We start from the raw sequence: 23,888 nt of genomic DNA on the forward strand, positions 1-23,888 counted from the left end.
CAGTATTCGGCGCAACAGCGGCGGCAGTCGAAGGCCTTTGATGATGCTCAGTCTGGTGTCCTCAGAAAATTTTGGTGTCCTCAGAAAATATAGTCGGTGGTCAGGAAGCTCGAGTTCCGGCCGCTGATGATCTCGCTGAGAAGCTCTTTACTGCTTTCCTGGAACTTGGTCGCCACCAGGGTCCGGATCGAAAACACCCGCAGCGCATCATGCACCGACAAGGTGCCCTCGGCGGAGTTCTTGCGGCCGTTGAACGGGTAGGTGTCGGGGCCGCGTTGGCACTGGGCGTTGAGGTTGATCCGGCCGACCTGGTTGGCGAAGGTGTCCACCAGCCTGCCGACCGCCACCGGGTTGGTGCCGAAGATGCTCAGTTGCTGGCCGAAGTCCGATTCCAGGACGTAATCGATCACGGTGTCCAGATGACGGTAAGGCACGATCGGCACGACCGGGCCGAACTGTTCTTCCTGATAGACGCGCATCTGCGGTGTCACCGGGTACAACACGGCCGGGTAGAAGAACGATGCCCGGGACTCACCACCATTGGGGTTGACCACGGCGGCGCCTTTGCTGACCGAGTCCGCCACCAGCGAATGCAGATAATCGACTTTGCTCGCCTCCGGCAGCGGTGTCAGGGCCACGCCGCTGTCCCACGGCATGCCGGGTTTCAGTGAGGCGAGCCTGGCGTTGAATTTCTCGATGAACGCTTCGACCACGTCTTCATGGACGAAGAGGATTTTCAGCGCGGTGCAGCGCTGACCGTTGAACGACAGGGAGCCGGTGACGGCTTCGCTGACCGCGTTGTCCAGATCCACCTCTGGCAACACGATGCCGGGGTTCTTCGCATCCAGGCCCAGTGCCGCACGCAAGCGGTGAGGCCGCGGGTGAAGCTTTTTCAGGTCGCTGGCAGCCTTGTTGGTGCCGATAAACGCAAAGATATCGATCTTGCCGCTGGCCATCAGTGCGCTGACGGTCTCGCGGCCACTGCCGTAAATGACGTTGATCACCCCGGCCGGGAAGCTGTCGCGAAAGGCTTCCAGCAGCGGACGAATCAACAGCACCCCCAGCTTGGCCGGCTTGAACACCACGGTGTTGCCCATGATCAGCGCCGGAATCAGCGTGGTGAAGGTCTCGTTCAGCGGATAGTTGTAAGGCCCCATGCACAACGCCACGCCCATCGGAACGCGGCGGATCTGGCCGAGGGTGTCCTGTTCCAGTTCGAAGCGGCTGGAGCGGCGGTCGAGTTCCTTGAGGGCGTTGATGGTGTCGACGATGTAGTCGCAGGTGCGGTCGAACTCTTTCTCCGAGTCCTTGAGGTTCTTGCCGATCTCCCACATCAGCAACTTGACCACCGCCTCGCGCTGTTCGCGCATGCGACCGAGGAAGGTCTCGACATGCTGGATACGCTCGGCCACGCGCATGGTCGGCCACAAACCCTGGCCCCGGTCATAGGCACGGACAGCCGCGTCGAGCGCGGTCAGGGCGGTGTCGGCATCGAGCAGCGGCGTGCTGCCGAGGATCACTTGTTCGTCGCCATTCGCGCCGCTCAGGTACACCGGGCTGCGCACCTGGGCGAGGGGGCCGGACCAGGTTTTCAGTTCACCGTCGACCAGGTATTCGCGCTGTTCGGTCTGGCCGTTGAGGCGATACTTTTCCGGGATGCCGTCGGCGGTGGGAAACAGGTTGCCAAGGATCGATGCTGTGGTCATGTCGCTACCCCGTCTGGATTGGGTGATGCACTGATGAATCGTTTTAGCAGACCTCGGCCTGGCTTGTCATGATTCATCTTAGGGTTTTTTGGGCTCGGCGTTGTGGATCGCGAATCTGTCGGCTCATCCGCTCATGAAAGCCGATCTTTTCCCCTTGAGAACACACAAGTAACGATCCCCCGGTTAAACTTCGCGCTCTTTCTCAAAGGAGTTCATATGAGTTACTACCAGCCGGGCATCCTCGCCACCCCAGTTCCGCCTCAAGCTCGTCATATGTTCTTCGCCCTCGAATCCGCCGAGGCACTGCCGGCAGCGCTGGATAACCTGACGCGCCTGGTGGACGGAAAATCGGCGGTGGTCGGTTTCGGCGAGTCCCTGGTCAAGGCGCTGCACGCGCAGATCGACGGCTTGCGCGCCTTTCCTGCGCTGGTCGGTGTCGGCGTCGACAACCCGTCGACCCAACACGCGCTCTGGTGCTGGTTGCACGGTGTTGACCGTGGCGAACTGCTCAATCGCAGCCACGCGATCGAAGCCGCGCTGGCACCGGCCCTGCGTCTGGTGCAGATGAACGAAACCTTCCGCCACATGACTGGCCATGACCTGACCGGTTACGAAGACGGCACCGAAAACCCTCACGACGAAGCCGCTGTCGCCGCCGCGCTGCTGGGCAAGGGCGCTGAGGGGCTGGTCGGTGGCAGCTTCGCCGCGATCCAGCAATGGCAGCATGACTTGAAAGGCTTCCACGCGATGCCGTCCCACGAGAAGGACAACATCATGGGCCGGCGCCTGAGCGACAACGAAGAACTCGACGACGCGCCGATCTCTGCCCACGTCAAACGCACCGCCCAGGAAAGCTTCGCACCGGAAGCCTTCGTGGTCCGTCGCTCGATGCCGTGGATCGAAGGCGATCGCGCCGGCCTGATGTTCCTGGCATTCGGTTTTTCCCTCGATGCATTCGAAGCCCAACTGCGACGCATGAGCGGTCTGGAGGACGGCATCACCGACGGTTTGTACCGCATCAGCCGACCGATCACTGGCGGCTACTACTGGTGCCCGCCGCTCAAGGACGGTCGCCTCGACCTGCGCGCATTGCGTGTCGGCTAAATAGCGGATCGCGTACACGTGTAGGAGCGAGGCTTGCCCGCGAAGGCGGTGTGTCAGGTAAAACGCTTTCGCGGGCAAGCCTCGCTCCTACAAAAAACCATTAAAAGGATTTGCTGACACTCGCCACCAGGGTCGCGCTGCACACATCGTCGAACCCCCAGTTGCTGATGCATTGGCTTTTCGACAAATCGGTATCGATGTAACTCAACCCTAGCAGCACCCCGGCCACTTCGCGGGTCAGCTTCGCCTCCCACTCGTGGTAAGCCTCCTCGCCATGCCCCGAGGCCGAATACAGGCGCGGGTCTTTGAAGTCCATTTCGCCGTAGCGCAGTTTCAGCCCCAGCCCATAGGGCAATTCGGTTTCGTAGCCAACGTAGCGGTACAACGTGCTCTGTTTGCTGTCGATGCCCGGTGCATCGGCAGAGTAATAGGCCGCGAGTTTCACGCCATAGACGTCGAGAATCCCGTAGACCTCGCTCTGATTGAACTGGCTCTCTTTTGGATACGCGTATTTGAGATAGCCGACATCCAGGCTGACGGCGTCGGTCGCCTGCCACAGCCAACCAACGTAGTAGTCGACTTCCTGACGGGTTTTCAGGCCACCGCCGAAATCGACGTTCGAACTCCAGGCGCCCAGGTACAGGCCGCTGCTGTGGGCCAGGGTCACACCGGCTTGCACGGCGGGGTCGTTCTGGGTTTGCGAGATGCCGCGAGTGCGATAGTCGCTGGCCAGGGTCAGGTCGACCAGCACGGCGAAGTCGTCATTCAAGGGCAGGGCCTGGCTGCCCAGGGGCAACAGGCTGAAGGATGCGAGGGCGAACGGGGTGAACGCTTTCATGGTGCAGTGCCTTTGTTGTGATTGTTATGGGCAGATTTGAGACAACGCTGCTCCAGACCCCAGCGATGAATGCGGAGTTGGGCAGCGTGTACAGGCGATTTTTCTCAGAGTGTCGGGGCGTAGACTTCGCGACCGGCGAACCAGGTTTGCAGCACTTGGGTGTCGTGCAGGGCTTTCTCATCGACGCTGAACACGTCGCGGTCCAGAACGATGAAATCGGCTTGCTTGCCGGGGCTCAACGAGCCGATTTGCTTCTCTAGACCGATAGTGCGGGCGGCGTTGAGGGTGTAGGCGTAGAACATCGTTTCCCGGTCGATGCGTTCGTCGGCGTTCAACACACCCAACGGGCCGTTTCGGGTGATCGCCTGGGCCATGGCGTTCCACGGATTGGGCGAAGACACCGGCCAGTCGCTGGCTCCGGCGATCGTCGCGCCCTGTTTGAGCAGCGAGTGCGCCGGGTACTGATAGCGGAAGGCGAGGGCGCTGACGTAAGGCTTGATCATGTCCAGGGTGTAATCGTCGGCGGAGGCCCAGAGCAACTGCATGGAGGCGATGACGTTGAGCGGTTTGAACCGCGCAAACTCTTTCGGGTTGACCATTTGCAAGTGGGTGATCGAGTGAGTCACGCCGCTCTGGCGATCCTTGCGCGCCTGGGCGATGCCGTTCAGGGATTCGCGTACCGCGCGGTCGCCGATGGCGTGGATGTGCACCCGCCAGCCGCGTTGATCGATGGCACTGACCAGTTCGCCGAAGTGCTTCGGATCGATCAGCAACTCGCCCTGTTTTTGCGAGTTGGTGTAAGGATCGATCATCGCCGCGCTCTGGGCCGGGTATTCGATCACGCCGTCGGCAAAGATCTTGATACCGGGCAGGGTCAGGTTGGGGATGCCCTGGAATTGCTGGCGGACCTTGTCCAGCGTGTCGAGATCGGCCGGTACGCTTTTCGGATTGGCCACCAGCAGGGCCGCGACGTGGGCGGTCATGCCACCGCTTTGCGACAGCGCTTTGTACACCGGCAGTACGCCGACGGTTTTCTCCGTGGGTTTAAGGGCAAACACCGGCTCGCCGGGGGCGGCGTTGGCAGCGGGGTCCATCCAGGCCGTAATGCCCAGGCTGTTGTTGTAGCGCACGGCGGTTTGCGCGGCGCGCAGCATGTCGGCGGCACTGGGCGCGGGCATTTTTAACGCAACCCGATCCCAACCGGCGTCCACCAGAAAACCGTTGGGGCTACCGTCGGCAAGCTTGCCAATGGTGTCGAGTTCGGCGGCCGGCAGGTTTTGCAGCAGGATGGCGTCGATGCCCGCGCGTTCGAGCATGACGTTGTTGGCCCAGGCGGTGTGGTGGTCGCTGCCGGTGAACACCACAGGCACCTTGGCCCATTCGCCGCTGTTGAATTTTTTGCCGAGGGCCTCGGCCTGGGCCCAATACGCCGAACTCATGCCGGCCACGCTCAGCACATCGCCGTGTTTCGCCTTGCCGTCATCACGCCATCCGCGCAGGCGTTTTTCCAGCTCATCGAGGTCGACCACCTCATCTTCCATATTGGCCGAGGCCATTTCCAGACCGCCGAAAATCGCGTGGGAATGGCTGTCGATCAGGCCGGGCATCAACGTCTTGCCGCCGAGGTCGATCACTTTCGTTTGCGATTCAATCAAGGCTTTTATCTGTGCATCGCTGCCAACTTGCAGCACTTTGCCGTCCTGCACCGCCAGGGCCTGCACCTTGGGCTGGTTGCGGTCGGCGGTGAATATCTTGCCGTTGAGCAGCACCAGATCGGTCGCTGCCATGGCTTCCATCGAGGCAAAAGCCACAGCGGCCATCAATAGATTCGGGAGGAATCTTTTCATTGAATGTTTCCTTGTTATTGCGTCTGATGGCCAGATTAGTGGCTGCTTATGCTCAACAGAACGCCTCACTCACGAAAAACGTTTTTGCCGGAATGGAAAAAGAATGGACAAGTTGGGTGCGTTGAAAATGTTCGTGGTCACGGCGCAACTGGGCAGTTTCAGCCGCGCCGCCGAGCAACTGGGCAAGACCCCGTCGGCCCTGACCAAAGCGGTCAATCACCTGGAGGCCGAGCTCGGTGCCCGGCTGTTCGAGCGCAGCACCCGGCGGATTCTGCTGACGGAAGTGGGGCGGCTCTACCTGGAAACCGCGCGTCAGGTGTTGCAGCGGCTGGACGAGGCCGGTGAGGAAATCGAGCAGTTGCAGCATGGCCTGCGCGGCAATCTGAAAATCACCGCGCCACTGGCCTATGGGCATGCCTTTCTCGATCAGGTGTGTGGCGGTTTTCTGGAGCAGTATCCGCAGATCAATCTGCAAGTGGACCTGTGCGATGAGTTCGTCAATCTGCTGGAAAGCGGCTACGACCTGGCCCTGCGCGAAGGCCATGACGACCTGCCGGGGCTGATCGCCCGCGTCGTTGGCAGCAATCGTCTGGCGTTGTGTGGCAGCCCGGCCTATCTGGCGCGCAAGGCGTTGCCGGTCACCCCGCAAACCCTCGATGAGCACGAATGGTTGCTGTATCGCCATCCCTTGCTCAGCCGCGAATTCTGGTGGGCCGAGCGCGATGGGCAGCGCTTTAGCCTGCCGCAACCCCAGGCGCCACGGCTGCGCAGCGACAATTACGACTTGCTGCTGGCCAATGCGCTGGCCGGACGCGGGTTGTTGCACACGCCGCTATGGAGCGCTGCGCCGTATCTGGCCGACGGTCGACTGGTGCGGGTGATGGCGGACTACGACATCGATCCCGACAGCTTTGGCCCGCACATTCTGGCGGTGTACCCGAGCCATCGGCGAGCGACCGCCAAAGTCGTGGCTTTTATCGATTACATCGCCGGGTTTCTGGCCTCTCGCGGGCTGAGCTGACTGGCGGTCCTTGCCAGGAAAAAGCCGAAAGAGTACAAATGTACTCCATGACGACTTTAACTCCCCGCCGTACCGCCATCCTGACCTTCATCCGCGATCGCATCGCCGAACACGGTCAGTCCCCGAGCCTTGCTGAAATCAGCGAGGCCTTCGGTTTCGCCTCCCGTAGCGTGGCGCGCAAGCACGTGCTGGCGCTGACCGAGGCGGGTTTCATTGAGGTCAATCCGCATCAGGCGCGCGGCATCCGCTTGTTGAACCAGCCGCCGCGGCCCGAGCTGCTGGACGTTCCGGTACTGGGCCGAGTGGCGGCCGGTGCGCCGATCGGTGCCGATGCCGAGGTCCACAGCCGCTTGCTGCTCGATCCGTCGATCTTCTCGCGGGTGCCGGATTACATGCTGCGGGTCCAGGGTGATTCGATGATCGAGGACGGCATTCTCGACGGCGATCTGGTGGGCGTGCGGCGCAATCCTGAAGCGCTCAACGGCCAGATCGTGGTGGCGCGGCTCGACGGCGAAGTCACCATCAAGCGTTTCGAGCGGGTCGGCGATGCCGTTCGCCTGTTGCCGCGCAATCCGGCTTACCAGCCGATCATTGTTCGAGCCGATCAGGAGCTGGCCATCGAAGGCGTGTTCTGTGGTCTGGTGAGGCAAGGGTGATGGGCGCCGTCGTTGCGCTGGATACGCTGTTCAATGGCGGCCAGGTCTGGAAGGGCCGACCTGCGCCACCGGCCGTCAGCCCGCAACCCACGGGGCATGCGGCGCTGGATGCGGCGTTGCCGAGCGGTGGCTGGCCGGAAGCGGCGCTGAGCGAAATCCTCCTGGCCGGGCAGGGCGTGGGTGAGTTGCAACTGGTGTGGCCGACGCTGGCACGGCTGTCGGCGGCGGGCGAGCGCATCGTGCTGGTGGCGCCGCCTTACGTGCCGTATCCCCAGGCCTGGCAGAACGCCGGGGTCGATCTGCGCCAGTTGTCGATCATCCAGGCCAGCGAGCGCGATGCGCTGTGGGCGGCGGAACAATGCCTGCGTTCGGGCAGTTGCGGGGCGGTGTTGTGCTGGCCGCACAAGGCCGATGACCGGGCGTTGCGACGTTTGCAGGTGGCGGCCGAAACCGGGCAGACCCTGGCGTTCGCCTATCGCTCGCTCAGTGAAGCCATCAACCCGTCGCCAGCGGCCCTGCGCATCGCCATCGACGCCAAGCCTGCTCAGTTGCGGGTGCTCAAGTGCCGGGGCGGGCTGGCCCGTTCGGCGCCGATTGCCTTTGCCGTGGGGCATTGAGGTTGCCATGCGCTGGGTGTGCATTGTCTTCCCACAATTGGCGCTGGACGCGGTACTGCGTCAGCGCCCCGACCCCGATGAGCCGTTGGCGCTGCTGACCGGCCCGGCCCAGCGGCGGGTGCTGCAGGCGGTCAACGGTGCGGCACGGGCGCTGGGTTTGCGACCCGGTCAGTCTATGACCGCCGCCCAGGCCCTGAGCAAAGGGTTCGTCACCGCCGAATACGATGCCGCCGAAATCGAACATTGGCAGCAGTTCCTGGCCGCCTGGGCCTATCGGTTCAGCTCCCAGGTCAGCGTGCATTACCCGCGTGCCGTGGTGTTTGAAATCGAATCCAGCCTGGGCTTGTTCGGGCCCTGGCCGCAGTTCGAGGCGCGGCTGCGCGCCGAGCTCGCTGAGCTGGGGTTTCGCCATCGGATTGTCGCCGCGCCAAATCCGGTGGCGGCGCGGGTGCTGGCCAACGTTTATGACGGTCTGGTGGTGCCGGACAGCCAAGCCTTGCAGCATCACCTCGGGCAACTGCCCGTCGATCGCATTGCCCTGGAGCCCAGCGTTGCTACGGCGTTATCGCGCATGGGGCTGCGCACCTTGAGTCAGGTGCAGGCGCTGCCCCGGCATAGCCTGGCCCGGCGTTTCGAGGCCCAGGTGCTCAAGCATCTGGACAGCCTGTTCGGTGAGCGGCGGCTGGCACTGGCGTTTTACCTGCCGCCGGACCGTTTCGATGTGCGCATCGAACTCAATTTCGATGTGCAATCCCATCAGGCATTGTTGTTTCCTTTAAGACGATTGACCGGCGATCTGTCGGCGTTCCTCTGCGGCCGGGACAGCGGCGTGCAACGTTTCGACTTGCACCTGGAACACGCCGGCTTGCCGGACACCGTGATCAAGGTCGGCCTGCTCAGCGCCGAGCGCGATCCGGCGATGCTGTTCGAACTGGCCCGAGGGCGGCTGGAACAGGTTCAGGTCGAAGCCCCGGTGCGCGGTTTTCGTCTGCGCGCCGAAGATCTGCCGGCCTTCGTGCCCCAGCGTCAGGAGCTGTTCGACGATCGTCCGCAGCAGTCCTTGCCCTGGGAGCAACTGCGTGAACGCTTGCGCGCACGGCTGGGGGATGACGCGGTGCAGGGCTTGCGCTTCCAGGCCGATCACCGGCCGGAATGCGCGTGGCAGACCACTGTCGACAGCCAGGCCTGCGAGGGGCTGCCTGCCGTGCAACGTCCAGGCTGGTTGCTGACTGAACCGCAGGCGGTACACGAAAGCTCGACGCGCATCCTCATGGGGCCGGAGCGCATCGAGTCCGGCTGGTGGGACGGCGACGACGTGCGCCGCGATTACTACCTGATCGAAACCCGTTCCGGTCAGCAGGGCTGGGCCTATCGGGCGGTGGGCGAAGACGGTCCGTTGTGGCTGCAAGGCTGGTTCGCATGAGCGTCGACTATGCCGAGCTGCACTGCCTGTCGAACTTCAGTTTCCAGCGCGGTGCCTCCAGTGCGCTTGAGCTTTTTCAACGGGCGAAAAAGCAGGGCTATCAAGCGCTGGCAATCACCGACGAATGCACGCTGGCGGGTATCGTCCGTGCCTGGCAGGCGGCCAAGACCGTGGAGCTGCCGCTGATCATCGGCAGCGAAATACGTATCGAAAATGGCCCGAAACTGGTGCTGCTGGTGGAAAACCTCGAAGGTTATCAAGCCCTGTGCCGACTGATTACCCGCGCCAGACGCCGCACGCAGAAAGGCCAGTATCAGGTGCTGCGGGAGGATTTCAGTGAGCCGTTGCCGGGGCTGTTGGCGTTGTGGGCGCCGGACGCCGTCGATGATTTTGCGCAGGGCCATTGGCTGAAGCAGAGCTTCGCCGAGCGCCTGTGGCTGAGCGTTCAGTTACATCGCGGGCAGGACGACACCCGGCGACTGGCAGCACTGCTGACCCTGGCGCGGGAACTGCGGATCCCGGCGGTGGCCAGCGGCGATGTGCATATGCACGCCCGCGGCCGGCGCGCCTTGCAGGACACCATGACCGCAATCCGCCATCACGTTCCCGTGGCCGAGGCCGGGTTGCGTCTGCACCCCAATGGCGAACGGCATTTGCGCAGCCTCGACGACTTGCGCGATCTCTACCCGCAGGCGCTGCTCGACGAGACGCTGAACATCGCCCGGCGCTGTACTTTCGACCTCGGTCAGTTGCGTTATCAATATCCCCGGGAACTGGTGCCCGAGGGGCACACGGCCACGTCCTGGCTGCGGGTGCTGGCAGAAAAGGGGATTCGCTGGCGCTGGGAAAAAAGCCCCAAGGCCGAGGTGTTGGCGCAGATCGACAAGGAACTGGAGCTGATTGCCGAGCTGGGGTACGAGAGTTATTTCCTGACGGTTCACGACATTGTGAATTTCGCCCGCCAGCAACACATCCTTTGTCAGGGCCGCGGTTCTGCCGCCAACTCGGCGGTGTGCTTCGTGCTGGGGATCACGGAGATCGACCCGGAACGCAGCACGCTGCTGTTCGAGCGTTTTCTCTCCAGGGAACGCAACGAACCGCCGGACATCGACGTGGATTTCGAGCACGAGCGGCGCGAAGAAGTCCTGCAGTATGTGTTTCAGCGTTATGGCCGGGCCCGTGCGGCGCTGACGGCGGTGGTCAGCACTTACCACGGTGCCGGCGCAATCCGCGACGTGGCCAAGGCGTTGGGTTTGCCGCCGGATCAGGTCAACGCCCTGGCCGACTGTTGCGGCCACTGGAGTAATCAGGCGCCGCCCGTCGAGCGCCTGCGTGAAGGTGGTTTCGACCCCGATAGCCCGGTGTTGCGTCGAGTGCTGAGCCTGACCCAGCAACTGATCGGTTTTCCCCGGCACCTGTCCCAGCACCCCGGCGGTTTCGTGATTTCCGAGCAGCCTCTGGACAGCCTGGTGCCGGTGGAAAACGCCGCCATGGCCGAGCGCACCATCATCCAGTGGGATAAGGACGATCTGGATGCGGTCGGGCTGCTCAAGGTCGATATTCTGGCGCTGGGCATGCTCAGCGCGATTCGCCGTTGTTTCGATCTGCTGCGTCGGCACCGGGGCCGCGACCTGAGCCTGGCGACGGTGCCGGCCGAAGACCCGCAAACCTACGAGATGATTGGCCATGCGGACACCATCGGGGTGTTCCAGATCGAGTCCCGGGCACAGATGTCGATGCTGCCCAGGCTCAAGCCCAAGAACTTCTACGATCTGGTGATCGAGGTGGCGATCGTTCGTCCGGGGCCGATTCAGGGCGGGATGGTGCATCCCTACCTGCGGCGGCGTAAGGGCGAAGAAGAGGTGAAATACCCGTCGAAAGAACTTGAAGCGGTGCTGAAACGTACGCTGGGCGTGCCGCTGTTTCAGGAGCAGGTGATGCAGATCGCGATTGTCGCCGCCGACTACAGCCCCGGCGAGGCTGATCAGTTACGCCGCTCCATGGCGGCCTGGAAACGCCACGGCGGACTGGAACCGCACAAGGAACGCCTGGCGGACGGAATGAAGAAAAACGGCTACACGGCGGAGTTCGCCGTGCAGATCTTCGAGCAGATCAAAGGCTTCGGCGATTACGGTTTTCCCGAATCCCACGCCGCCAGTTTCGCCTTGCTGACCTACGCCAGTTGCTGGTTGAAATGCCACGAGCCGGCGGCTTTTGCCTGTGCGCTGATCAACAGCTGGCCGATGGGGTTCTACAGCCCGGACCAGATTCTCCAGGACGCCCGCCGCCATCATTTGCAGATTCGCCCGGTGGACGTGCGGGCCAGTGACTGGGATTGCAGCCTGGAACCGATCACCGGCGCGCAGCCGGCGATTCGCATGGGGCTGCGGATGATCAAGGGCTTTCGCGAAGACGATGCCCGGCGTATCGAGACGGCAAGGTCGAAAGGGGCGTTTGCCGACATCGCCGACCTCGGCGAACGGGCACGACTCGATGCCCGCGCCCAGGAACAACTGGCCGATGCCGGTGCACTGCGCGGGCTGGCCGGTGACCGGCATCGGGCGCGCTGGGAGGTGGCGGGGGTGCAGAAGCAGCTCGGTTTGTTTGCCGGTCTGCCGAGTCAGGAAGAGCCGGCAGTGGAGCTGCCCAAACCCACCGTGGGCGAGGACCTGCAAGCCGATTACGCCAGTGTCGGCACCACCCTCGGCCCGCATCCGCTGGCGTTGCTGCGGGGGGAGCTCAAGGCCCGACGCTGTCGCAGCTCCAGGGAACTGCTGATGGTCGAGCATGGGCGTCCGGTCAGCGTCGCCGGGCTGGTCACCGGTCGGCAGCGTCCGGGAACCGCCAGCGGTGTGACCTTCGTGACGCTTGAAGACGAATTCGGCAACGTCAACGTGGTGGTCTGGCGCGACCTGGCCGAACGGCAACGGCAGGTATTGGTCGGCTCGCAATTGCTCAAGGTCGACGGGCGCTGGGAACAGGTGGGCGAGGTGCGGCACCTGATTGCAGGACGCTTGAGCGACCTGAGTTCATTGCTCGACGGTATCTATGTGCGCAGTCGGGATTTCCACTGAGCCTTGGCGGTGGATATGTCACCTGCGCAGGAGCAGCTTGTCGCAGGGGCCGGTCGAGAATCAGCTATACCTCAATGAAACCATTGGCGTCGGCAGTGCTCGAAACAAACGGGCAGGCACCGTCTCCTCATGCTGTTGCACTGCCTGAAAACATGTCATTCACAAGACATAGGCCAGTCGATGCAGTTTCTAGACAATAGCCACGGTTGTACCGGTTGGAGCGGCGAAATGGCCGAACGCATTCGTGCGTTCGACTGGAGCCTGACCGAACTCGGACGCATCGACACCTGGCCCGGGAGTCTGTGCAGCGCGGTGCAGTTACTGCTCGCTTCACCGCTGCCGATGGTGATGCTGTGGGGCCGCCCCGGTTACATGATCTATAACGACGCCTACTCAAGATTTGCCGGTGGCCGCCATCCTTACCTGCTGGGCTCCCCGGTGGAGTTGGGCTGGCCGGAGGTCGCCGAATTCAATCGGCATGTGGTGGACACCTGTCTTGCGGGCGGCACCTTGTCTTATCACAACAAAGCCCTGGTATTGCTGCGCGACGGCGTTCCCGAAGACGTCTGGATGGACCTTTACTACAGTCCTGTCTCCAATGATGACGGGTGTCCCGCCGGGGTCATGGCAATGGTGGTCGAAACCACTGACCATGTGATTTCCGAACGCCGACGCCAAGAAGCCGAAAACGCCTATCGTGCCGATAATGAAAGGGTTCGCCTGGCCCTCAATGCCGGGGCTTTGCTCGGCTCGTTTGTCTGGGACATCAAGGCTGATGTGCTATCGGGCGACGAGCGATTCGCACGCACGTTTTCCTATCCGCCAGGCCAGGACCTGGCCAACTTGCCACCAGCCATCGCCCAAATGCAGATCCATCCCGATGATCGCAGCTGGGCCCGGGAGCGGATGAATCAGTCGGTGGAAACCGGCGTGCCCTATAACGCCGAATATCGGGTCCTGCGTCCCGATGGCAGTTACCTGTGGGTGCTCGCCAGCGGGTGTTGCGAGTTCAATGAGCAAGGTGAAGCGTTGCGCTTTCCAGGGGTGTTGATCGACATCCACGAACGCAAGATTGCCGAAGAGTCCTTGCTCAAGTTCACCCGCAACCTGGAGCAACGAGTCGCTGAAGAAGTCGAGGCGCGGCTGGCGGCCGAAGAGCAGCTGCGTCAATCACAGAAACTCGAAGCCATTGGCGGTCTCACCGGCGGGGTGGCCCATGACTTCAACAACCTGTTACAGGTGATCGCCGGCAACCTGCACTTGCTGGCGCGTCATGAGCCGGATAACGCCAACGTGCAGCGCCGGGTCGGCGCCTCAATTGCCGCAGTCGAGCGCGGGGCCAAATTGTCTTCGCAATTACTCGCCTTTGCCCGACGTCAGCCGTTGTCACCGGCCGTATGCGACCCACGGCAGATCTTCGAAGACCTCGGGGAATTATTGCAGCGCGCGCTGGGAGAGACGATCCAGATCAAGGTGTCCGCACCTGACGATCCATGGCACTTCTACGTGGACTGCAATCAACTGGAAAACGCCATTCTCAACCTTGCGATCAACGCCCGAGATGCCATGAACGGCGAGGGGACCATTGCCCTCAGCGCAGAGAACATCGTCCTCGACCGCAAGTTTTGCGCCGGCAAGGGCATCGTCGCTGGCGATTATGTCTGCGTGACGGTGGCGGACTCGGGCGTCGGCATGCCGCCGCAAGTGCTTGCACAGGCCTTCGAGCCGTTTTTCACCACCAAGGCTGATGGTCAAGGCACCGGCCTGGGTTTGAGTATGGTGTTCGGGTTCGTCAAACAGAGCGGCGGGCATATCGAGATTTCCAGCGTCGTCGGGCGGGGCACTCGGGTGCAGCTGTATTTCCCTCGCAGCTTGCGCCCGTTGCCTGACGAAACAATGCGCCATGCTCCGCAGCACCGGGGCGGGCATGAAACCATTCTGGTGGTCGAGGACAACGAAGCGGTGCGCAGTTCGGCCGTGGACTTGTTGTGCGAAGAGGGCTATCAGGTCCTGACCGCGGCCAACGGTGACCTGGCGATGCAGATGTTGCTCGACGGTGCGACAGTGGACCTGATCTTTACCGACGTGGTCATGCCCGGCTTGATCAAAAGCTCGGACCTGGCCGCCTGGGCCAAGGTGCAAAACCCTCCGGTGGCGGTGTTGTTTACCTCCGGACACACCCGCGACATCATTTCGCGCGATCACCAACTCAGCTCTGACACTTATTTGCTGAGCAAACCTTATGGTCCCGAGGCGCTGACACGAATGGTTCGTACGGTACTCGGTGGTTGATTCAAGGGGGGCTTTCCAGGCGCTCGGGCAAGGGGGTATCGCGTTTGCGACAGGACGACGAACGGACGCCGCTGGTCTGATAGACGGTCGACAGAACCGGGTAAGCGAGGCCATTCTGATAATTGGCGAACGCCATCGATCACGTTTGCCACCGATTAACAAACGGAGGTGTTCCATGCCGGTGACCCATGACCTTTATCAGGACTTGCGCTGCACGAAGGAAGAGATCCAGCAAAAACGCACCAAGGATCCGTTACTGGATTCACTGCTCAACAAGTACATCCAGGCGGACGCAGAGGTGGTGAAGGCCGAGTCCGCACAATCGGATGCGCCCAGCGATGAGGTACTGAAGAAGCTCAAGGAGAAGCGTGTGCAGGTCAAGGACAAGATCGCTGAGCGACTTAAGACGCCGTCCTGAGGACGCTGTGCAGAATCACCGACGACCGGTGACTGAACAATTGGAACGGGGATCAATACGAGATCTGCGTTGATTCAAAATCAAAAGATCGTCCGAACGCGGTCCGAACCTTCGGGCGATCTTTTGGCTACACCCTCTATTTCAATGCGGCACTCAACGGCAACCGCGCCATGTGCCGGGCTTTCAGCGACCCCAGATACAACCAGTCCCCATATTCGCGCACGGTGGTGATGGGTGAGTAGTTGCCGCTGCTGGCGTCCTGCAGATTGGCAATCACTTTGCCGTCGAGGTCCAGTCCCAGGACGAAGGCACGTTTCTCCAGGGGCTTGGGCAGAATAGTCATCGCCCGCACGATCATTTTGCGTACCAGAGGGTAGGGCGCCGTGGTGTCGAGCAGTGCATTGCGCGGTGCATACAGCGCCACCCAGAAACGGTCGCGGCCATTGAATGCCAGGTTGTCCGGCAGCCCCGGCAAATTGTCGATGAACAGATCGTGGGTGCCGGCTTTCGGCCCGGTCAGCCAATAGCGGCTGATGCGATAGGCGCCAGTTTCATTGACCAGCACAAACGCGTCGTCAGGCCCCAGTGTCACGCCGTTGGCGAACTCCAGTTTGTCCAGCAGGACCGCCGTATTGCCGGTCTGGAAGTTATAACGCAGCAAACGGCCGTCGCCACCGTGCTCGATGATCGCCTCGCCATCCTTGCCGTAGCCCCAACGGCTGGAGGAGTCGCTGAAATAAGCGTAATGCCCGGGCTTGTCGATGGCCACGTCATTGGTAAAACCGAAGGGCAGGTTGTTGGCCGTGGTGGTCAATGGAATCAACCGGCCCTGAGCGTCGAGCGACAGCAAGCCTTTGACCCCGTCGGCGATCACCAACAAACCATTGGGGTGCCGCGCCAGGCCCAGCGGCCGGCCACCGGTATCAGCCAGCACCTGGGTGGTTTTGCCGTCGAGGCTGGTGCGAATCAACCGGCCGTCATGCAGGCCGGTGATAAGGGCGTCTTTCTCCAGCAGCAACGCCTCAGGGCCGTCGATGTCAGCAGCACCGACCCGCTTCACGCCTTTGAGTCGCTGGTTGTCGGCGTAGATGCCCTCGACGAGGGAGGGCGCCGTTGGCGGTGTCCAGGCTACCGGTTGAACCTTGGTCGGCAATAGAAACAGCAAGGCACTGATCACGATGATCAGCAGCAGCAACCAATGCCGAAACTTGAGGGGTCTTTTCATGCGCTGACTCCTGCCAGGGCCAGATGTTTTTGCGCCATCTCGCGTAACGCCAGCATCGACTCCGCCGATTCGCGCTCGATGCGCCGCTTGAGCACCAGACGATTGGCAATGCGCATTGCCAGGCCGCTGAAGCTGTATTCCAGAGTACGGACAAACCGCGTGTCATCGCCCTCAACCTCACACTCGTAAGTCACCACCAACGACAGACCATGATCGCCCCGGGCCCGAGCCCTCCAGCGGCGTCCGGGCAGGTATTCGTCGACTTCCCAGCTCAAATGCCCCTCACGCCCGCCGGCCCGAATGTCTTCCTCGAATCGCTCCCCGGCATACAGCGGGCCGCTCTGGCCGTCGACCTTGAGGGAGGACGGATGCCACTGCGGCCAATGGGTCGCTGTGCTGGCGTAGGCGAGCACAGCCACTGGGTTTCCAGCGATGTCGATCACATGCTGCATACGGGTCATGGACGTGCTCGTCAGGTGCGGGGGCGCTTGCTCCGGTTCCCAGTAGAGGGTGTCGAACAGGTAGTCCATCAGGGGCAACACGATATTGAAATTGCGCTCCTGCATCAGCTCACGACGGTGATGCAGCTCATGCAGACGGCGCATCTGGCGGATCCACGGCAAACGCGTCACCGGGTTGCCGGGCGGTAGATGCTCGCAGGCATGGAACACCTCGTAGGTCAGGTAACCGAGCACCATGCAGCCGCCAAACAGCCCCGCGACGTTGCTATTGATCTGAGCCAGCAACCACCAGGCAGGCCCCGTGATGACGAGGGTGTGCAACACGATCAGCCAGGCTGGAAACAGGATCACTCGCCAGTCCCGGGCGCTGTCACAGGTCATGTGTCCGGGGGTGAAAAAGCTGTGATGGTCACCGGCGTGACGGGCGTAGAACATCCGCGCCATGCTCTTTTTGTGGTGCCCCAGATGCCGATGCACGACGTACACGCCGAAGTTGAAAAACAACAGGGTCAGCGGCACCGCCAGCCATTCCAGCGGTTGCACCTGATGCACCGTGCTCCAGAACCCACCGATGGCCAGCAACCCGAACAGCAACACAAAGGCGCCGTGCAACCAAGGGTTGTAGAGCGGATGAATGTCGGCACGGTAGCGCGCGCGGAACGCTTCGGTGGTCTGCCTCACTGGGTTCACCTGTGGTTATTGTTATAACCAGCAGATTAGCCGATCCCGCCGCACAGGCAGGCCGAACCTTGAGGACACAAGCGCCATGCTCCGGTGCAGGACGTCTGTTTGGCGTCAGGTCAGCGGGTTCCAGCGCTGGGACCAGTCGTCGTCCGTCTTGATCACTTCCCGCAGCAGGTCGAACGCCCGTTGCAGGGTCGCCGAATCGCGGTCCCGGGAGTAAACCAGATAGGTCGGGTAGCTGAACTCCGGAGCTTTGGGCACTTGTTCCAGCAAGCCGTTTTCCAGGTAACTCTGGACCACCCGAGTGCGGAAATAGCCGCTGCCGCCGTTTTCCAGGATGTATTGCAAGGCCAGCGGACCGAGGTTGAAGCTCAGGGCTGCCTTGGCTTTTTCCGGCAGCGCCGCATCGTGCTGGCGACGGAAATCCGGGCCCCAGTCGATATACACGTAAGGATCGGGTTTTCCGGCCAAGCGTACCAGAATCAGTTTTTCTTCCAGCACCTGCTCGACTTGCAGGCGTGGCCAGTATTCGGGCTGATAGACCAGCGCCGCATCCAACACCCCCAATTCCAGTTGGCGCAGCAGGTTTTCGCCATCGCGGATTTCCATGCGCAGGGCGTGGCTGGGAATCTTCTCGCGCAGTTCCCCGGCCCAACTGAGCATCAACGGGTTGCACAGGCTGACCTCGCCACCGATGTGCAGCACGTCGCGGTAGCCCTCGGGCAGCGGCAAGTCCCGGCGTGCGGCTTCCCAGGTCTGCACCAGTTGATTGGCGTAAACCACAAAGGCCTCGCCGTTCGGCGTCAGGCGCGCGCCGGCGCGATTGCGCACAAACAGCGTGCTGCCCAGCTGACTTTCGAGCTTCTGCACCCGGGCAGTGATCGCGGTCTGGGTGACGTGCAGCTTTTCAGCCGCCGCGGCCAGGCTGCCGTGGCGGACGATTTCCAGAAAGGTACGGGCGAGGTCGATGTCCATGGGCAGGCCGATGTGGGAGGTGCGGGCATTGTAAGAGCAGCCATGGTCTTCCGATACCGTCTGTGGCGAGGGAGCTTGCTCCCGCTGGGGCGCGAAGCGGCCCCAAGCTCCCTCGCCACAGAGTTCACTGTCCGGCCTGATCACCCGTGCCAAACAATCAGTCCGCCAACTCAACCTCCCTCACCACCGCCCAATCGGCTACCAACCGCTGCGGCGTGCCACACGCCTTGCGCTTAAGCACAAAATTTTTGCTCTTCTCGGCGAACTGTTTACGGTTTTGCACCATGTCCTGATGCATTTCTTCCAGCTCGGCATTACGGCAGTGCTGCATCAGTTGAGGATCGAGCTGACTTTTGCGCTCACGTATCGCCTGGTACGCCGGATCACTCAACGCACCATTGGCACGCTGCAATAACCAAAGACCAAACTCATCCGGGCAGCGCGGACCGATTTCCTGGACCATGCCTAACTGCAAGGCCTGGAGGGCGCTGATCGGCAGGCAGTCTTCGGTGAGTTTTTCCGCCATCGCCGGGCCGACGGCGCGGGGCAGGCTGTAGGTCCAGTATTCGGAGCCGTACAGGCCCATGGTTTTGTAATGGGGGTTGAGCACGATGTCGGAGCGGGCGAAAACAATATCGGCAGCCAGCGCCAGCATCACGCCACCGGCCCCGGCATTGCCGGTCAGGCCGCTGACCACCAGTTGCCGGGCGCTGAGCAGTTCCTGGCAGACGTCGTCGATCGCCTGAATATTGGCCCAGGCTTCCAGCCCCGGAACCGCTGCGGCCTGGATCACGTTGAGGTGCACGCCGTTGGAGAAACTGCCGCGTCCACCCTTGATCAGCAGCACTTGGGTGTCCCGGGACTTGGCCCAGCGCAGGGCCTCCACCAGTCGTTGGCACTGTTCGGTGCTCATGGCGCCGTTGTAAAACTCGAAGGTCAGCTCGCCGACATGCCCCGACTCGCGATAGCGGATCGGTTGATAGCTTTCGTTGTTAAACGGCTGAGAGGCGATCGACCAATCAAGGGTCGGGACGTGCGCAAGCTGTTCGGCGAGTACATGCCGGGCCGGACGCTTGAAGGTTTCTTCGCCGGGCCGGGGTTTGCGTCGCAGCGAACCGATCCACAGGCTGTGATCACCGGTCGCGACCAGCACCGCATCGTCGTGCACCGCGAGAATCTCTCCCGGCGTGCCGCTGCGCGAATCCAGATGAGCGTCATACAGGTAATACTGACCGCCGGCCAGGCTGGCCAATACGCCGGGCTGACCGTCGGCGGCGTCGATGCTGCGTTTGATGAAGTGTGCGCTGTCGTGCCAGCTGAAGATCCGGTCAGCTTGCTTCATGTTCGGCTGCAAGCGGCCAATCACATGGCGTTGGCTGTAGTCCAAAGGCACTGGCTCGAAACCGTCGATAAACTTTTCCACGACTTCGCGGATACAGGTGATTGCCGCGTCGCTGACGCGCCCGTTGTACAACTCGGATTTGCGCAGACCCTGGGGCAGGTTGAATTCACAAGTGGCCCAGACCGGCCCGGCGTCCATTTCCTCCACCGCTTGCAACGCGGTCACGCCCCAACGGCTGAGTTCACGGGTGATCGCCCAGTCCAGCGCACTGGCGCCACGGTCGCCGACGATACCCGGATGAATGATCACTACAGGACGCTGGAGATTGCTCCACAGTTGTTGTGGCACCCGATCCTTGAGGAACGGGCAGATCACCAGATCGGCGCCGGAATGCTCGATCTGCTCGCACACTGCCTCTTCATCGGTGAACAGCACCACGCTGGGCGAGTGGCCGGCCTGACGCAAGTCCAGCCAGGCCCGCTGGGTCAGGCCGTTGAACGCCGATGCCAGCAGAATGATTTTCAATGACCGCATGATTGACTCTTCCTTGAGAATGATCGGCCGCAGGCTCCCGATGAGCCGTCCTTGGCCTTCGATGGAAGAGCGATAGTAGAGAGTGTGGGGGGGAGGGCAACTGATCGAGATCAAGCTTGTGTCAGCGAGTGTTGCAGAGGCTCAAAATCAAAAGATCGTCCGAACGCGTCCCGCGCCTTCGGACGATCTTTTCTCTTTTCAAAACGCAAAACACGAACAGCCAAACGCCCCCCAGAACCCTTGAAAGTCACTGACCGGCGCCGACGACAATCGCGCTCGTTCATGGCTATGGGCATGCACCGCGCAAGCGCCCACACACTGGTGCACTTGCGCGGTCATTGGCGCCAGGGGTTTCCAGTGCCCCGGTACATTCACCACGGGCGACCACTCAGGCACCACCGGGATTGGCGGTGGCCCCAGTTTTTCAAACTCGACGCTACCGTGGACGATCTTGCCGTCGACAATGGTCAGCACCGACTCGATCCACTTTATGGCTTCGTCTTCGATGTGAAAGTAATCTGCCGACAGCGCAATCAGGTCCGCCAGTTGCCCGACTTTGATCTGACCTTTCTTGCCCTGTTCGGAGGAGAACCAGGCGCTGCCGTGGGTGAACAGTTCCAGTGCGGTATCGCGGCTCAAGCCTTGCGGGTAGAGCGCCAGCCCGCCGACGGTGCGACCGCTGACCAGCCAGTACAGCGATGTCCAGGGGTTGTAGCTGGAGACGCGCGTGGCATCGGTGCCGGCGCCCACTGGAACGCCCTCGGCGAGCATGCGTGCGATCGGTGGCGTGGCTTCGGCCGCCTTGGCGCCGTAACGGTCGACGAAGTATTCACCCTGGAACGCCATGCGGTCCTGAATGGCGATGCCGCCACCCAGGGCCTTGACCCGTTCGATGTTCCGGGGGGTGATGGTTTCGGCGTGATCGAAGAACCACGGCAAACCGTTGAACGGAATATCCCGGTTGACCTTCTCGAACACGTCGAGCATGCGGCTGATGGATTCGTTGTAGGTGGCGTGCAGGCGGAAGGGCCAGCGCTGTTCCACCAGATGGCGCACCACCGGTTCCAGTTCCTGCTCCATGGTTTGCGGCAGGTCGGGGCGTGGTTCGAGGAAGTCTTCGAAATCCGCTGCCGAGAACACCAGCATCTCGCCGGCGCCGTTGTGCCGCAGGAAGTCATCGCCCTGGCCGTAATGGGAAGTGCTGGTCCAGTTCTTGAAGTCGGTCAGTTCTTCCTTGGGTTTCTGGGTGAACAGGTTGTAGGCAATGCGCACCGTGAGCTGTTGATCTTTGGCCAGTTGCTGGATGACTTGATAGTCGTCCGGGTAATTCTGATAACCGCCGCCGGCATCGATGGCGCTGGTGATGCCCAGTCGATTGAGTTCGCGCATGAACTGGCGGGTCGAGTTGACCTGATACTCCAGCGGCAGCTTCGGCCCTTTGGCCAGGGTTGAGTAGAGGATCATCGCATTCGGGCGGGCGATCAGCATGCCGGTGGGGTCGCCATTGGCATCGCGCTGGATCTCGCCGCCCGGTGGGTTCGGCGTGTCACGGGTGTAGCCGACCACTTTCAGTGCGGCACGGTTGAGCAGGGCGCGGTCGTAGAGGTGCAGGACGAATACCGGAGTGTCCGGCGCGGCTTTGTTCAGATCTTCAAGGGTCGGCATGCGTTTTTCGGCAAACTGGAACTCGTTCCAGCCACCGACCACCCGCACCCATTGCGGGGTAGGGGTGCGGTCGGCCTGATCCTTGAGCATGCGCAACGCATCAGCCAGGGACGGCACGCCTTCCCAGCGCAGTTCGAGGTTGTAATTGAGGCCGCCACGAATCAGGTGCAAGTGGGAGTCGTTGAGGCCGGGAATCACCGTGCGCCCATGCAGGTCAACGATTTGCGTACCGGGGCCTTGCAGGGCCATGGCCTGGGCATCGCTGCCGACCACCACAAAATGCCCGTCCTTGATCGCGACGGCGCTGGCCTGGGGTTTCTTGCGGTCGACGGTGTGCAGGCGTCCGTTGTACAGAATCAGGTCGGCGGGGGTGTCGGGCATGGTTTTACTCCCTGCGGTTAGCGGACTGATCCAGGCACCGATGGCGCCTGCCGAAAGACCTTGCAGTACACGGCGGCGACTGAAGTCATTGTGCTCGTCAGGTGGGCTCATGGCAGTGCTCTCCACACAGTTCTTCATAAAAGAAGCGAGGGCAAACAGCCGATGTCTGACGCATGCGGCCAGAAGGAATATAGACGGCATATCCACAGATAGCCGTTTTCCGAGGGTGAAAAACGACGAATCCCGCCACGAGGGGCGGGATTCGCATGCAGCCAGAGAGGCTCCCGAGAGCGGGAGCCGTCGTCTTAGCCTGGGAACAGCTCGGACAGTTTCATGGCCAGCATCATGTCGCCTTCAGCGCGCAGCTTGCCGCCCATGAACGCTTGCATGCCGTCGGTCGAACCGTCGACGATGCCTTCCAGGGTTTCGCCGTCCATCACCAGAGTCACCTGGGCGTCCGGGTTTTCGCCTTCTTGCAGCTCGCAGGTGCCGTCTTTGACGATCAACGAGAAGTTCTTGGTGTCGTCGATGCGGAAACCGAATACCAGGTCCAGACCGGCAGCAGCGGCTGGGTTGAACTTGGCTTTCATTGCTTGTACGGCATCAGCTACGGAGGTCATGGTTCGATCCTTTCTTGGGTAATAAGAGCTGGGTGAATACAGCCAGGGTCACAATAGTCCGGAATCAGCGAAACGTGATGAGTTCCGGGGCCTTCAGCAGTTGCAGGTGTGTATGACTGTTGAAGGAAGCCAGGGCCACCTCGCGACCACGAAACTTGAGCAGGTTGAGCGAGGTGTTGACGATTTGCCAGTTCAGCTCAAAGGCCTGCCGGGCAGGCATTTGCGTAATAAGGTGGAGCAGGGCAGTGATGGTGCCGCCGGAGGTGAACACGGCGATTTTCTGGGTGTTGTCGGCATGTTCGAGCAGCCGCTGCAGGCCAGCCTGCACACGATCGACGAAGCCCAGCCAGCTTTCCAGGCCCGGTGTGTCATAGGTACCGGCGAGCCAGCGCTCGATAATCAGGGCGAAGATGCGTTGGAACTCGGCACGGTTTTGCGCGGCGTTGCGCAGGATCTCCAGCGCCTCGGGCTCGTCTTCCAGCATGGCCGGCAGCAGGGCGCGGATCACCGCGTCGGCGTCGAACTCGTTGAAGGCCGAATCGATTTCCAGGGGCGGCACCGGCAAACCGACGGTGGCGTACTGTTCCAGCGCGCTGGTGGCCGTGTGTTGCTGACGGCGCAGGTCGCCCGACAGGCAGCGATCGAAGCTCACACCAAGCTCGGCCAGGTGCCGGCCAAGGACTTCTGCCTGGCGAATACCGGTCGGCGACAGAACGTCATAGTCGTCTGCACCAAAGGAGGCCTGGCCATGTCGAATCAAATAGATGCTGCCCACGTCCGCGTCATCCCGGTACGTTGAAGGTTTGGCGAGGTTATGAGGATGACGGTGAGCTGTCAATGAAAAAACATACGCTTGTTTGAAATGCCCGTTACAGGCCTGTTGGTAGTGTCCTGTCTCACAAATACGTTTCTCTTTTGACGAGTGGCTGTTGTCGTCAGGCGAGGAGCGGCAACGCAGCATGACGGCAATGGACGCCGTAAAAAGGGAACAGTATTTGTGAGACA

The 23,888-nt window shown here is 61.7% G+C and carries 18 protein-coding genes; 8 read left to right on the forward strand and 10 right to left on the reverse strand.

Annotated elements, in window-relative coordinates:
• Window positions 1-80 precede the first annotated feature (80 nt).
• Window positions 81-1,706 (reverse strand): NADP-dependent glyceraldehyde-3-phosphate dehydrogenase, encoded by a 1,626-nt coding sequence (locus LOY28_RS11115; protein WP_018927619.1) that lies wholly within the window; start codon window positions 1,704-1,706, stop codon window positions 81-83.
• Between the two features lie 216 nt (window positions 1,707-1,922).
• On the opposite strand from LOY28_RS11115, the gene LOY28_RS11120 reads away from it, so the two are divergent.
• A complete protein-coding gene (locus LOY28_RS11120) occupies window positions 1,923-2,810 on the forward strand; it encodes a Dyp-type peroxidase (protein ID WP_064617076.1) in 888 nt (295 codons plus the stop codon).
• A 100-nt stretch (window positions 2,811-2,910) separates the two neighbouring features.
• Here LOY28_RS11120 and LOY28_RS11125 read toward each other — a convergent pair whose 3' ends face one another.
• Window positions 2,911-3,648, reverse strand: a complete 738-nt coding sequence (locus LOY28_RS11125; RefSeq protein ID WP_258613790.1) for a TorF family putative porin — start codon at window positions 3,646-3,648, stop codon at window positions 2,911-2,913.
• Window positions 3,649-3,752: 104 nt separating this feature from the next.
• A complete protein-coding gene (locus tag LOY28_RS11130) occupies window positions 3,753-5,495 on the reverse strand; it encodes an amidohydrolase (protein ID WP_258613797.1) in 1,743 nt (580 codons plus the stop codon).
• A gap of 103 nt (window positions 5,496-5,598) precedes the next feature.
• Between LOY28_RS11130 and LOY28_RS11135 the strand changes: the two genes are divergently transcribed.
• From LOY28_RS11135 to LOY28_RS11165, 7 genes are all read left to right on the forward strand, one after another.
• Window positions 5,599-6,516, forward strand: coding sequence for a LysR family transcriptional regulator (locus LOY28_RS11135; protein ID WP_258613802.1), 918 nt, complete (start codon window positions 5,599-5,601; stop codon window positions 6,514-6,516).
• Between the two features lie 38 nt (window positions 6,517-6,554).
• On the forward strand, window positions 6,555-7,172 hold the full coding sequence (gene lexA / locus LOY28_RS11140) for a transcriptional repressor LexA (RefSeq protein WP_258613807.1): 618 nt from the start codon (window positions 6,555-6,557) through the stop codon (window positions 7,170-7,172).
• A complete protein-coding gene (gene imuA / locus LOY28_RS11145) occupies window positions 7,172-7,789 on the forward strand; it encodes a translesion DNA synthesis-associated protein ImuA (RefSeq protein WP_019578465.1) in 618 nt (205 codons plus the stop codon). Before lexA ends, imuA begins: the two co-directional genes overlap by 1 nt.
• A gap of 7 nt (window positions 7,790-7,796) precedes the next feature.
• Window positions 7,797-9,212, forward strand: coding sequence for a DNA polymerase Y family protein (locus LOY28_RS11150; RefSeq protein WP_258613812.1), 1,416 nt, complete (start codon window positions 7,797-7,799; stop codon window positions 9,210-9,212).
• Window positions 9,188-12,286 carry an error-prone DNA polymerase gene (locus LOY28_RS11155; protein ID WP_408981036.1) on the forward strand — a complete coding sequence of 1,033 codons (3,099 nt, stop codon included), beginning with the start codon at window positions 9,188-9,190 and terminating at the stop codon, window positions 12,284-12,286. Before LOY28_RS11150 ends, LOY28_RS11155 begins: the two co-directional genes overlap by 25 nt.
• 180 nt (window positions 12,287-12,466) lie before the next feature.
• The gene (locus tag LOY28_RS11160) at window positions 12,467-14,578 is read left to right on the forward strand and encodes a PAS domain-containing sensor histidine kinase (RefSeq protein WP_258613821.1); all 2,112 of its coding nucleotides are present in this window, start codon (window positions 12,467-12,469) and stop codon (window positions 14,576-14,578) included.
• A gap of 175 nt (window positions 14,579-14,753) precedes the next feature.
• Window positions 14,754-14,996 (forward strand): DUF465 domain-containing protein, encoded by a 243-nt coding sequence (locus tag LOY28_RS11165; RefSeq protein WP_019649197.1) that lies wholly within the window; start codon window positions 14,754-14,756, stop codon window positions 14,994-14,996.
• A 136-nt stretch (window positions 14,997-15,132) separates the two neighbouring features.
• On the opposite strand, the gene LOY28_RS11170 is transcribed toward LOY28_RS11165, so the two are convergent.
• The 7 genes from LOY28_RS11170 to LOY28_RS11200 form a co-directional block, all read right to left on the reverse strand.
• The gene (locus LOY28_RS11170) at window positions 15,133-16,221 is read right to left on the reverse strand and encodes an SMP-30/gluconolactonase/LRE family protein (RefSeq protein ID WP_018927631.1); all 1,089 of its coding nucleotides are present in this window, start codon (window positions 16,219-16,221) and stop codon (window positions 15,133-15,135) included.
• Entirely contained in the window at window positions 16,218-17,363 is a 1,146-nt protein-coding gene (locus LOY28_RS11175) for an SRPBCC family protein (protein WP_258613827.1), read from the reverse strand. Before LOY28_RS11175 ends, LOY28_RS11170 begins: the two co-directional genes overlap by 4 nt.
• A gap of 114 nt (window positions 17,364-17,477) precedes the next feature.
• Entirely contained in the window at window positions 17,478-18,341 is an 864-nt protein-coding gene (locus tag LOY28_RS11180; protein WP_007941771.1) for a LysR family transcriptional regulator, read from the reverse strand.
• Window positions 18,342-18,498: 157 nt separating this feature from the next.
• Window positions 18,499-20,217: a hydrogenase maturation protein gene (locus LOY28_RS11185; protein ID WP_258613831.1), complete on the reverse strand. Its 1,719-nt coding sequence runs from the start codon at window positions 20,215-20,217 to the stop codon at window positions 18,499-18,501.
• A gap of 198 nt (window positions 20,218-20,415) precedes the next feature.
• Window positions 20,416-22,263: an amidohydrolase gene (locus LOY28_RS11190; protein WP_064621239.1), complete on the reverse strand. Its 1,848-nt coding sequence runs from the start codon at window positions 22,261-22,263 to the stop codon at window positions 20,416-20,418.
• A gap of 305 nt (window positions 22,264-22,568) precedes the next feature.
• Complete coding sequence (locus tag LOY28_RS11195; protein ID WP_007941766.1) at window positions 22,569-22,883, reverse strand: SCP2 sterol-binding domain-containing protein; 315 nt, start codon at window positions 22,881-22,883, stop codon at window positions 22,569-22,571.
• 64 nt (window positions 22,884-22,947) lie between these two features.
• On the reverse strand, window positions 22,948-23,658 hold the full coding sequence (locus LOY28_RS11200) for a histidine phosphatase family protein (protein WP_018927636.1): 711 nt from the start codon (window positions 23,656-23,658) through the stop codon (window positions 22,948-22,950).
• Between the last annotated feature and the right edge of the window lie 230 nt (window positions 23,659-23,888).

The organism is Pseudomonas sp. B21-017, assembly GCF_024749245.1.
In the GTDB taxonomy this organism is placed as follows: Bacteria; Pseudomonadota; Gammaproteobacteria; order Pseudomonadales; family Pseudomonadaceae; genus Aquipseudomonas.

Excerpts from the sequence above, each read along its gene's own strand:
- LOY28_RS11130 (WP_258613797.1), bottom strand. The coding sequence starts at position 5,495 with ATGAAAAGATTCCTCCCGAATCTATTGATGGCCGCTGTGGCTTTTGCC.
- LOY28_RS11135 (WP_258613802.1), top strand. The coding sequence starts at position 5,599 with ATGGACAAGTTGGGTGCGTTGAAAATGTTCGTGGTCACGGCGCAACTG.
- LOY28_RS11160 (WP_258613821.1), top strand. The coding sequence starts at position 12,467 with ATGCAGTTTCTAGACAATAGCCACGGTTGTACCGGTTGGAGCGGCGAA.
- imuA (WP_019578465.1), top strand. The coding sequence starts at position 7,172 with ATGGGCGCCGTCGTTGCGCTGGATACGCTGTTCAATGGCGGCCAGGTC.
- LOY28_RS11120 (WP_064617076.1), top strand. The coding sequence starts at position 1,923 with ATGAGTTACTACCAGCCGGGCATCCTCGCCACCCCAGTTCCGCCTCAA.
- LOY28_RS11115 (WP_018927619.1), bottom strand. The coding sequence starts at position 1,706 with ATGACCACAGCATCGATCCTTGGCAACCTGTTTCCCACCGCCGACGGC.
- LOY28_RS11180 (WP_007941771.1), bottom strand. The coding sequence starts at position 18,341 with ATGGACATCGACCTCGCCCGTACCTTTCTGGAAATCGTCCGCCACGGC.
- LOY28_RS11165 (WP_019649197.1), top strand. The coding sequence starts at position 14,754 with ATGCCGGTGACCCATGACCTTTATCAGGACTTGCGCTGCACGAAGGAA.
- LOY28_RS11195 (WP_007941766.1), bottom strand. The coding sequence starts at position 22,883 with ATGACCTCCGTAGCTGATGCCGTACAAGCAATGAAAGCCAAGTTCAAC.
- LOY28_RS11170 (WP_018927631.1), bottom strand. The coding sequence starts at position 16,221 with ATGAAAAGACCCCTCAAGTTTCGGCATTGGTTGCTGCTGCTGATCATC.
- lexA (WP_258613807.1), top strand. The coding sequence starts at position 6,555 with ATGTACTCCATGACGACTTTAACTCCCCGCCGTACCGCCATCCTGACC.
- LOY28_RS11150 (WP_258613812.1), top strand. The coding sequence starts at position 7,797 with ATGCGCTGGGTGTGCATTGTCTTCCCACAATTGGCGCTGGACGCGGTA.
- LOY28_RS11185 (WP_258613831.1), bottom strand. The coding sequence starts at position 20,217 with ATGCGGTCATTGAAAATCATTCTGCTGGCATCGGCGTTCAACGGCCTG.
- LOY28_RS11190 (WP_064621239.1), bottom strand. The coding sequence starts at position 22,263 with ATGCCCGACACCCCCGCCGACCTGATTCTGTACAACGGACGCCTGCAC.
- LOY28_RS11125 (WP_258613790.1), bottom strand. The coding sequence starts at position 3,648 with ATGAAAGCGTTCACCCCGTTCGCCCTCGCATCCTTCAGCCTGTTGCCC.